This is a genomic window from Enterocloster citroniae (assembly GCF_040545455.1).
GTDB classification, from domain to species: domain Bacteria; phylum Bacillota; class Clostridia; order Lachnospirales; family Lachnospiraceae; genus Enterocloster; species Enterocloster citroniae.
On the sequence record NZ_JBEPLZ010000037.1, the window covers coordinates 1 to 10,944 of the forward strand.

Below are 10,944 nucleotides of genomic sequence, written 5' to 3' on the forward strand. Positions count from 1 at the left end.
TTTTTCTTTTTAGTGGATAAATTTCAGGGGCAGGCGTGACTCGCATGAGTCACGCCTGCCCCTGTTCGGAACCATCTATTTCCCGACAGCCCCTTTTTTGCCCGGTATGTCAGGGCAAAAATTAATTCCCGCTGTATTTCTCCTCGCAGTACTGGCACCGGTATGTCTCTGTCTTTTCATCGGCCAGATAGAAGATATGGGGAAGTTCCTGCTCAATGGATGTGATGCATCTTGGATTCTTGCACTGGACCACATTGGTGATCTTGTGGGGAAGCCTTAATGCTCTTTTCTCCACGATCTTATCATTCTTGATAATGTTCACTGTGATCGTGTGGTCGATATAGCCCAGCACCTTTAAGTCCACGGTGTCCAGTCCGCCTTCGATCTTGATGATGTCCTTGCGGCCCATCTTGTTGCTGCGGGCATTCTTGATGATCGCCACCTGACACTCCAGCTTGTCCAGCCCCAGGTGATAGTAGATGTCCAGGCTCTTTCCGGCCTCAATGTGGTCCAGGACAATGCCTTCTTTTAATCCGCTGATATTTAACATGGCTTTTCCACCTCCAGTAATCTCATGATCAGGGCCATACGCACATATACGCCGTACCGGGCCTGCTTAAAGTAAGCAGCTCTTGGGTCGTCATCCACTTCCACGGAAATTTCATTTACCCTGGGAAGGGGATGGAGTACATACATGTCTTCCTTGGCCAGCTTCATTTTCTTCTTGTCCAGGATATAGCAGTCCTTTAATCTTATATAATCCTCCTCGTTGAAGAAACGCTCCTTCTGAACACGCGTCATGTAAAGGATGTCCAGGCAGCCGATGGCCTCGTCCAGATTGCCCACTTCCTCAAACTCCACATTGTTTGCAATCAGAACATCTTCGCGGATGTTGTCAGGAACCCGGAGTTCAGGAGGGGATATCAATATGAATTTGATGTTGGGGTAACGGACCATGGCATGGATGAGAGAGTGTACCGTACGGCCGAACTTTAAATCGCCGCAAAGGCCAATGGTCAGGTTGTCAAGGCGTCCCTTCATGGAACGGATGGTCATAAGATCTGTTAAGGTCTGTGTGGGATGCTGATGCCCGCCGTCACCCGCATTGATGACCGGAATCTCGGCCTTCTGGGCTGCAACGAATGCGGAACCTTCTTTGGGATGGCGCATCGCACAGATATCAGCGTAACATGAAATCATGCGGATGGTATCGGCAACACTTTCACCCTTGGCAGCAGAACTGGAATCAGCAGATGAAAAACCTAATACATTACCGCCAAGTGAAAGCATAGCGGCTTCAAAACTTAAACGCGTTCTTGTACTTGGCTCATAGAAAAGAGTTGCCAGCTTTTTTCCATCGCATACGTGGGCGTACTGGGGAAGATTCTGCTCAATGTCCCTTGCAAGAGCCAGAAGGTCATCGATTTCTTCCACAGAGAAGTCTAAGGGATTCAATAAATGTCTCATGGGATTCTCCTTTGCCTTTATGAATTTATTAATAAAATTGGTTTTGGGAAATACTTCGCACTCTACCAGTGCGATAGCCGGAACCTGCCAGATATGGCACTGATTTGTGCCTCGTCATATTCTTACATAGAATACGATATAAGTCAAGCGAAAATTTATGGCTTTTTAAAAATTTTATAGTATAGTCCCTATTCCGTGATTTATCTGTTTGCCCTGCCGCAGACCCGGTCAATGTAGGAGCTGGGCGTCATTCCTGTCTTTTTCTTAAACAGCTGGGAGAAATACTGGGGATTGTTGCCCAGCCCCACCTCCTCTGCGACTGTCTGGATCTTATCCAGACCCCTGGATGCCAGAAGCTGTTTGGCTTTTTTGATTCGGATGTCAGCCAGATAGTTGGAGAATCTGACTCCTGTTTCCTTCAGGAATTTTTTGCTCACATAGTCCACATTCATAAAGAGATAATTTTCTGAAATATATTTTAACGTCAGGTTGTCATCCTGAAGATTTTGGCTGACATAGTCAAAGATCTGCCGGGTCATGGCGCTGACCGTCTGACCGGTGTCGGGTTCGCACAGGATCTCCCTCACCTTATCAATGACCAGATTTTTAAGATCTGTAAGGCTTTGACTGTTTTCAATCAGCATCAGCCATTCCGTGAGCTCAATGGAGGAGCGCTTAGGGTTGTTCAGGGTCAGCTTCATAAACAGGTTGCTGGCGATCTGCTTTAAAAAGGTGATATCGTTTATATCCTTGATCAGTTCGGTCAGCTTTCCAAGGGCCCCCTCCTGTCGGCCGAGGATGGACTGGCATAATAGCTCCAGCTCATTGATATGGGTATTGTAGTTGCAGGTGTAGAGCAGGTGGAAGTCGTTGATGTAATAGATCATTCCAAAGCGGCGGATCTTTTTTAAGACAACCACCAGAAGCTGTTTCAGGCTGGAGTAGAGGACGGATTCTGTTTCCAGGGTCACTGCCTGGTCCGGATAGTGCCTCTGGCGGATGAAACGCTCCAAATCCTGATAATTAGCGGCAAAATCCCGGAAAAACAGCAGCAGGGTATTGTTGACATAGATGCCGTGGATGATGACAGAGGAAATGTTCTCACAACAAAACAGCCTCAGGTCGTCCAGGAACTCCTCCAGGTGTTTAAAGGGCAGGAAATATACGTAGTACAGCCGGTATACCGTAAACCGGAAGTCGATGTAGGATTCATAGGCTCTTATGATCTCGGGAAAACTGCGGTTCTGGCAGATGCTGTCGTTGATGATGCTGAATATCACATTGTGGTTCATGCGGTTGACTGCGGTGAACCGCTCAGACACGATCCGCTCCATGATCTTTTGCTGGTAACAGTCCTGCTTGCACTGCTCGATGCATTCTATGATCTGGGCTTCGTTACATGGCTTTAAGAGGTAATACTTTACCCCGTTTTTCATGGCCTCCTTGGCATATTCAAATTCACCGTAGCCTGAGAGAATGATGAACTGTACATTCAGGTCTGTGCGTGAAACCCTGTTGATCAGTTCCAATCCGTCCATGCCCGGCATTTTGATGTCAGTGAGCACAATGTCCGGGCTTTCGTCCATGATCATGTCATAGGTTTCCATACCGTTTTTGCACAGCCCCACAACTTCGATATCATAGTTTTCCCAGTGGATGATGGTGGAAATAGTCTCCCGGATAATGCGCTCATCATCCGCAATAATTAATTTCAGCATAGTCTTTTTCCTCTGTTCTGTATGGTATGGTGATGACTGCAACCGCTGTTTCATCCCGGTTCTTAAAGGACAGGCCGTATCCCTCCCCAAACAGCATCTGGATACGCTGATGGATGTTTACCAGGCCGATGCCAAAGCCGTGGGCATTCCTGGTACCGTCCAGGAGTTTTTCAAGCAGGCCCTCTTCAAATACAGACCCCTCGTTGGATACCTCCACGATCAGCACATATTCCCCGCTTTCAGGAATCTCTTTCCTGCGGGCGCTGATTGAGATCTCACAGGTTTCCATCATTTCCTCCATGCCGTAGCGGATCGCATTCTCAAGAAGGGGCTGGATGGTAAGGGGAAGGATGAGGGCGCCGCCCAGTTCCCGGCCGCAGTCGGTCTGGAACACAAGGCGTTCCTCAAAACGTATTTTCTGGATGGTCATGTAACTGCGGGCCAGGCTGATCTCATAGTCTAAGGTGACCAGGGGATTTTTGCTGCTTAAGGTGGCGCGCAGCAGTGTCCCGAGGGATTCCACCATGGAAGATATCTGCTGATCCTTAAGAGCCTTGGCGCGCCAGTTGATGGTCTCCAGCGTATTGTAAAGAAAATGTGGGTTTATCTGGGCCTCCAGCGCTTTCAGCTTTGCATCCCTGCTGAGAATCTGGTTGACATAATTGTTGTGGACCAGGTATTGGATCCGCCCGGCCATGGTGTCAAAATGCTGGTGGAGCCGGCTGATCTCATCGGTCCGCTGACTGTAATCCACCTGTACTTTGGGCATTTCCAACTCTGTGCTGCTGAAGAATTCCATTTTCTGGATCAACAGGTCAAAATCTTTTAGTATATAGCGGGTCAGCCGCCTGGAATACGCGATGGCGATCAAAAGCCCGATGATAAGCATTCCAAGGATCAGGCGGTAGGCCATGGTGGTGGAGCTGGCGATCTGGTCATAGGGGACAAGGTTTATATAGGTCCAGCCATAATAGGGAATGGTATTCTTTACCGCAAAGTAGCTGTGTCCGTGGCTGCGCACAATGCTGTAGGGCTGACCGGTCTGTTCCTTCAGCAGACAGGCGGTTTCCCGGTCAATTCCTGAGGAGGCATAGATCAGCTGATCCCGGTCAAACAGGATGTAGCTGGTATCGTCATAGGTGGTGACCGCCCGGTTGGCTTCACTGACGATCCGGTCCATGTCAACAAATACCAGCAGGTCGCCCAGATGGTTCAGCTCCAGGTTGTTGGCCTTTCGCACGCTCCGGCCAAGTATGTACAGGTTATGTTCATGATCAATGGTCCAGGTAATGGCGCCTTCCCGCTCCCTTGCCTTTTTTAGGGCTCCATTCACAAGGTCCTGGTCCGCATTGTTGGCCACCACAAAATTAGTGGCATTTTTAAACCGCCTGTTGTACAGTGCGATGGCCAAAACCCCGTCTTTTTTATAAGCCTGCTGGTAATTGTTGATGACCTGGCTGATTTCCCGGTTGGCGTTGGACCACACAATGGTATCGTCAATGCTGTCGATCCGGTTCAGGGCATCCTGGATAACGGAGGCCGAGATGGTGACGGAGGAGAGTGTCTCGATGCTGTTCAGATTGCTGGCTATGGTCTGGGAAGAAAAGGATAGGTTTCCGGAAATGGCCTTGTACAGCTGCTCGTTGTAGGCATGGGAGGAAATCTTAAGTCCTATCAGGGCAATGAGGAGGATCAGCAGCACATTGGAGCAGATCATTGCCAGAAGTTTATTCTTCAGGGAAAGGTCTTCAAATTTTCCTTTGATCCGTTTCAGATAGTTCATGTGCGCCTCCTGTGGTGCAGATTCTTGTCATAAATAAATATATACCATATTTTGGCACGGGACAAGGGGAACTTGTATTCGTCTAAAGTGCACAAAAAGTCGGAATTTTAACCATGGATATCGGTTTTTTTGATTGGTTTGCCTGAGAAAAAAAGTTATAATCAGTTCATCAAAGCAACAGAGAAAGAGGGAGGTATTACATCATGAAAAAGAAAATCGCGGTCCTGCTCACGTTGACCCTGGCAGCAGCCGGCCTGTCTGCATGCAGCGGTTCCTCAGGAACTTCCGGCACCCAGGCCGCAGGCAGCAAGGCGGAAGGAGCTTCCACAGAAGCCCAGGCGCCGTCTTCGGAGGGCGGTGAGCTGGTTATGGCCTGGTGGGGAAATCAGGTAAGGAATGAGCGCACCCAGGCGATCCTGGATCTGTATTCCGAGCAGAATCCTGGGGTGACCTTTGACGGACAGTTTTCCGAGTGGGCGGATTACTGGAATAAGTTAGCCACCGCGGCTGCCGGACATTCCATGCCGGATATTGTACAGATGGATTACAAATACATTTCCCAGTATGTGAACAATGACCTGCTGGTGGATCTGGCCCCCTATATTGAAAACGGCACCATTGACGTGTCAAACTGCAATGAGGATGTACTGAATTCAGGCAAGGTGGGAGATGGGCTGTATGCGATCTGCAACGGCATCAATGCCCCGGCCCTGCTCTATAACAAGACAGCCCTGGATGAAGCGGGGATCACGGTAAAGGATAATATGACTATGGACGAATTCATCACCCTGTGCAGGGAGATCCGGGAAAAGACTGGTTATAAGACAAATATCGCCTACAACAACGGTGAGAACTTTATCGAATACTTCCTTCGGGCCAATGATGTGGTGATGTTCGGGGAAGGGAAGCTGGGCGGAACAGCGGAGGATTACATATCCTACTTCAAACTTTACGAGGAAGGGATCAGGGACGGCTGGGTAGTGGATCCCTCCATCTTTGCTGAAAGGACCATCGGTTCCGTGGAACAGGACCCCATGGTTTACGGCTCAAGCCCGGAGACCATGTCCTGGTGTGCCTTCAATTATACCAACCAGCTTACCGCGGTCAGAAGCGCTGCACCTGAAGGCGTTGAAATCGGTATGACCACATGGCCTTCGCCGGATCCGGTAAGATCCGATTACTTAAAGCCAAGCCAGTTCTTTGCCATTACAAAGGACAGTGCAAACCCGGATGAGGCGGCTAAGGTCCTTGATTTTATCACCAATTCCGTTGAGTGCAACAACATCCTGCTGGGAGAGAGGGGAATCCCGCTGTCAGCTTCCGTGGCCGATGCCATTTCCCCCAATATGGATGAGACCAGCCAGGAAGTGATCAAGTTCATCAACGAAGTGGTGTCTGAGAATTCCTCACAGATCAATCCGCCTTCCGCTGACGGTTCCAGCGAGGTAAATGATCTTCTCAACAAACTGGAGGAATCAGTGTGCTACGGCCAGATGACCGCTGAGGACGCCGGACAGCAGCTGTTTACAGAGGGTTCAAAGATCATGGAGTCCAAGAAAAATTAAGGATCTGCAAATAAGGATCTGCAAATAAGTATATGCAAATAAGTATCTGCAATTGAAAAGAGCGGCTGTAACCGGTCGCTCTTTTTATACCCGGCAAGCGCCCAAGGTACGGACGCTAAGTGCCTATAACGAGAGGAGTAGCTATGAAAGCTTTAAAACAGCAGCTCAGCAGGGAAAGCGTGGCCGGTGTACTGTTTACACTGCCTTTTACCATCGGATTCCTGCTGTTTATGATCGTTCCCATGGGAATCTCATTGTACTATTCGTTCTGTGACTACAATATCCTGTCACCGCCTGTTTTTACAGGCATGAAGAATTTTATCTCCATGTTCCGGGACGAAACGTTTTTTAAAACGCTGAAAGTGACGTTTTTCTTTGCCTTTGTCTCCGTGCCGCTAAAGCTTTTGTTTGCTTTGATCGTTGCAATGCTTTTGCTGGAGAACTCAAAAATGTCCGGATTCTACAGGGCGGCCTATTACCTTCCCTCCATTATCGGCGGCTCTGTGGCTGTTTCCATTCTTTGGAAGAGGATGTTTGCCATGGATGGGGTTGTGAACAAGCTGTTGGGACTGGTGGGAATAGAGACTAATTTTTCCTGGCTGGGCGATACAAGGACGGCCATATGGGTCCTGATCCTGCTGGTGGTATGGCAGTTTGGCTCCTCCATGCTGATCTTCCTGTCCTCCCTGAAACAGGTTCCCCAGTCACTGTATGAGGCGGCTGACGTGGACGGGGCCAGCGGTCCGGCGAAATTCTTCAAGATCACCCTCCCCCTGCTGACACCCACCATATTCTTTAATCTGGTGATGCAGATGATCAACGGATTTCTGGCATTTACCCAGTGCTACATCATCACCCAGGGAAAACCCATGAACTCCACCCTGCTATACACGGTGTATATGTATAAGCAGTCCTTTGAATTCTACAATACGGGATACGGTGCAGCGCTTGCATGGGTGATGCTGGCGGTGATCGGGCTGATCACCCTGTTCCTGTTTGCCACCAAACGTTTCTGGGTATATGAAGGAGGGCTCTGATTGTGAAAGAGAAGAGAGTTGCCAGGAAAATAGTATACCATGTCATCGTATTCCTGATCGGCATTATCATGATCTACCCTTTGATTTGGATGATCATGAGTTCCTTCAAGGAAAACAGCACGATTTTCTCCACGGCCGGAAGCCTGATCCCGGAAAACTTCATACTAAAGAATTATTCCACGGGCTGGAAAGGGTTTGGAAAGATTTCCTTTGCTGTATTTTTTAAGAACTCCCTTTTTATCTCCATTGTGGCAACAGCGGGTACGGTGGCAAGCTCCGCCCTGGTTGCCTATGGGTTTGCAAGGTTTAAGTTCCGGGGCAGGGGTATCCTGTTTGCAGCCATGCTGCTGTCCATGATGCTCCCGGCCCAGGTGCTCATGATTCCCCAGTACCTGTGGTATCAGAAGCTTGGATGGGTCGGTTCCTATCTGCCTCTGACCATTCCCTACTTTTTTGCGATCCAGGGCTTTTTTGTATACCTGATCTCCAACTTTATCAGCGGGATCCCCACAGAACTGGATGAGGCGGCCAAAATCGACGGATGTTCCTATGCAGGCATCTTTGGGCGCATCATGCTGCCGCTGATCAAGCCGGCCCTGGTCACAGCCTGTATTTTCTCCTTTATGTGGAGGTGGGACGATTTCCTTTCCGCCCTTTTATATGTAAGCAAGTCCGGCATGTATCCGGTCAGTCTGGCGCTGAAGCTTTTCTGTGATCCGGGTTCCTCATCGGATTATGGAGCAATGTTTGCGATGGCGACCCTGTCCATCCTGCCGTCCATCCTCATCTTCCTGTTCTTTCAAAAGTACCTGGTGGAGGGCATCAGTACCTCCGGATTAAAGGGGTGATGATATGAAGATAATTGACGCACACGTACATCTGGTACAGTATATCGCAGGCACGGGAGCCGGGGGTGAACTCAGGTACTCGGGAAACGGCATGGCGGAATATGCTTCGGGGGAGCGGTTTCAGATGCTGCCTGAGGAATTTTCACAGGGGGTGGTGACGCCCGAGGACATTTTGGGGAAAATGGATGAGAACGGAGTGGAGAAGGCGGTACTGCTCCAGGGCAACTACTTTGGATTCCAGAACCTTTATTCCCTGCAGGCCGCGGCGCGGTATCCAAAGCGTTTTAGGGCCGCCGCTTCCTATGACCCGTTCTGCCGGAACAAGGAACAGATACGAGAACACCTGTTTGAGAAGCTGGGGTGCAATATCGTGAAGTTTGAGGTGAGCACCGGCTCAGGGCTTATGAGCAACCATTTTACCCTTCCTCTGGATGGGGAGGTCATGAGAGCGGAGTATGATTATGCGGATGAGCACGATCTGGTGTTTGTCATTGACATAGGCAAATGTCAAAGTGAGAGCTGGCAGGTGGACCGGCTGAGGAACGCCATCACGGGGCACCCGGGCATGAAGTTTGTGGTCTGCCATCTGCTGGCCGTATCCATGAAAGATGAGGATAAGCTACTGGAGGGGCTTAGGAAGCTGGCCCTGCCCAACGTATGGTTTGACCTTGCGGCCCTTCCCCACAACTGCGGGCCGGATGCTTATCCATACCCCAATGCGCTGCGGTACCTGAGACATGGGATTGAGATCGCAGGTGCCCACAAGCTCATATTTGGTTCAGATATCCCTTCTGTGCTGAAGGAGGACAGTTATTCCAACTTGATCCGCTATATTACAGACAGCCATGGACTGACCAGGGAGGAGAAAGAAATGATCATGTACCGGAATGCAGAGCATGTGTATTTCCGGCAGACAGGAGGAGAATATGAAATATAGAGATAATAAGGTAACGGATATCCAGATCGCATATATTGGCGGAGGTTCCAGAGGATGGGCATGGACGTTTATGACAGACCTTGCCCTGGAGGAACAGATCAGCGGCACCATCCGGCTGTATGATATTGATGAGACGGCGGCCGGGAACAATGAGGTGATCGGAAACCGTCTGATGCAGAGGGAGGATGCAAGGGGGGACTGGAGGTTTGAGACCAGGACGTCCCTTCAGGACGCGCTCACAGGCTGCGATTTTGTTGTTATATCCATATTGCCGGGGACATTTGACGAGATGGAATCAGATGTGCATCTTCCTGAACGACTTGGCATCTACCAGTCCGTGGGGGATACGGCAGGCCCCGGGGGAATGATCCGTGCCCTGCGCACCATTCCCATGTTTGTGGAGATCGCAGAGGCGGTCAAAGCGTATGCGCCCGGGGCATGGGTCATCAATTATACCAACCCCATGTCTTTATGTGTGAAGACCCTTTATCATGTATTTCCGCAGATCAAGGCGTTTGGATGCTGCCATGAGGTGTTCGGTACCCAGAAGGTGTTAAAAGGCATCTGCGAGGAGTACTGTGGGGAAAGGGGGATCGACTGGCATGATATATTTGTCAATGTGCTGGGAATCAACCATTTTACATGGTTTTCCAGCGCCTCCTATAAGGGCATTGACCTGTTCCCGGTTTACAGGGATTATATCAGCGCTCACTTTGAAGAGGGTTACCAGGTGGAAGGTGAGAACTGGATGAATTCCTCGTTTAAATGCGCCAATCGGGTCAAGATGGATCTGTTTAACCGCTATGGGCTGATCGCGGCAGCAGGTGACAGGCATCTGGCTGAATTCATGCCCGGGGATGAATACCTGAAGGATCCTGAAACCGCAGCCTCATGGAAATTCGGCCTTACCACCGTGGAGTGGAGAAAAAAGGACCTTCAGGAACGGCTGGATAAGGGACGCAGGCTGGCAGCCGGAGAGGAAGAGGTCAAGCTGGAGCCCACAGGTGAGGAAGGGATCCTTTTGATCAAGGCATTATGTGGTCTCACAAGGGTGGTCAGCAATGTGAACATCCCCAACACAGCATGCCAGATTACCAATCTTCCAGCCAGTGCGCTGGTTGAGACAAACGCCGTGTTTGAAAAGGACCATATATACCCCCTGGTGGCGGGAGAGGTGCCGGATCCTGTCAGGGCGCTGATCATGCCTCATTTAAAAAACCATGAGCTGATTATGGAAGCGGCTTTGAAGCCTGACCGGGAAAAGGTAGTGCAGGCATTTATGAACGATCCTCTGGTAAAGGGGATAGGGTGCAATGAGGAGGATGTGGGGAATCTGGTGGATGAAATGATAAAAAATACCCGTAAATACCTTCCCGGGGATTGGAATTAAACAGATAAGAGGCATGCTTTGGAGCTGTTGCACGTATAAAAAGTGTACAGCTCCCTTTTGGGTGTTTATTTTTATTTGCAATTCCAGGCATATCAGTTTACAATACCTAAAGTAAGGAATTATTAAGGAACTTTAAGGAAAAACCAAAAGAACAGGAACTTGGGCCTGTGATATACTTTACAAAACAGAACGTAAGAGC

Annotated in this window: 9 protein-coding genes; 5 read left to right on the forward strand and 4 right to left on the reverse strand. The window is 49.6% G+C overall.

Annotated elements, in window-relative coordinates; genetic code table 11:
* Window positions 1–121 precede the first annotated feature (121 nt).
* From ABID13_RS26485 to ABID13_RS26500, 4 genes are all read right to left on the reverse strand, one after another.
* On the reverse strand, window positions 122–550 hold the full coding sequence (locus tag ABID13_RS26485) for an aspartate carbamoyltransferase regulatory subunit (RefSeq protein WP_007858148.1): 429 nt from the start codon (window positions 548–550) through the stop codon (window positions 122–124).
* Window positions 544–1,467 (reverse strand): aspartate carbamoyltransferase, encoded by a 924-nt coding sequence (pyrB, locus tag ABID13_RS26490; RefSeq protein WP_007858146.1) that lies wholly within the window; start codon window positions 1,465–1,467, stop codon window positions 544–546. The genes ABID13_RS26485 and pyrB overlap by 7 nt, the downstream gene beginning before the upstream one ends.
* 200 nt (window positions 1,468–1,667) lie before the next feature.
* The gene (locus ABID13_RS26495) at window positions 1,668–3,185 is read right to left on the reverse strand and encodes a response regulator transcription factor (protein WP_007858133.1); all 1,518 of its coding nucleotides are present in this window, start codon (window positions 3,183–3,185) and stop codon (window positions 1,668–1,670) included.
* Complete coding sequence (locus tag ABID13_RS26500) at window positions 3,160–4,968, reverse strand: sensor histidine kinase (RefSeq protein WP_007858131.1); 1,809 nt, start codon at window positions 4,966–4,968, stop codon at window positions 3,160–3,162. Before ABID13_RS26500 ends, ABID13_RS26495 begins: the two co-directional genes overlap by 26 nt.
* A 203-nt stretch (window positions 4,969–5,171) precedes the next feature.
* On the opposite strand from ABID13_RS26500, the gene ABID13_RS26505 reads away from it, so the two are divergent.
* The 5 genes from ABID13_RS26505 (at window position 5,172) to ABID13_RS26525 (ending at window position 10,745) form a co-directional block, all read left to right on the forward strand.
* Window positions 5,172–6,533 carry an ABC transporter substrate-binding protein gene (locus tag ABID13_RS26505; protein ID WP_048931220.1) on the forward strand — a complete coding sequence of 454 codons (1,362 nt, stop codon included), beginning with the start codon at window positions 5,172–5,174 and terminating at the stop codon, window positions 6,531–6,533.
* A gap of 143 nt (window positions 6,534–6,676) precedes the next feature.
* Window positions 6,677–7,570 (forward strand): carbohydrate ABC transporter permease, encoded by an 894-nt coding sequence (locus tag ABID13_RS26510; protein WP_007858119.1) that lies wholly within the window; start codon window positions 6,677–6,679, stop codon window positions 7,568–7,570.
* A gap of 2 nt (window positions 7,571–7,572) precedes the next feature.
* The gene (locus ABID13_RS26515; protein ID WP_007858118.1) at window positions 7,573–8,418 is read left to right on the forward strand and encodes a carbohydrate ABC transporter permease; all 846 of its coding nucleotides are present in this window, start codon (window positions 7,573–7,575) and stop codon (window positions 8,416–8,418) included.
* 4 nt (window positions 8,419–8,422) lie between these two features.
* Window positions 8,423–9,355, forward strand: coding sequence for an amidohydrolase family protein (locus tag ABID13_RS26520; RefSeq protein ID WP_007858117.1), 933 nt, complete (start codon window positions 8,423–8,425; stop codon window positions 9,353–9,355).
* Window positions 9,345–10,745 (forward strand): family 4 glycosyl hydrolase, encoded by a 1,401-nt coding sequence (locus ABID13_RS26525; RefSeq protein ID WP_048931219.1) that lies wholly within the window; start codon window positions 9,345–9,347, stop codon window positions 10,743–10,745. Before ABID13_RS26520 ends, ABID13_RS26525 begins: the two co-directional genes overlap by 11 nt.
* Window positions 10,746–10,944: the final 199 nt, after the last annotated feature.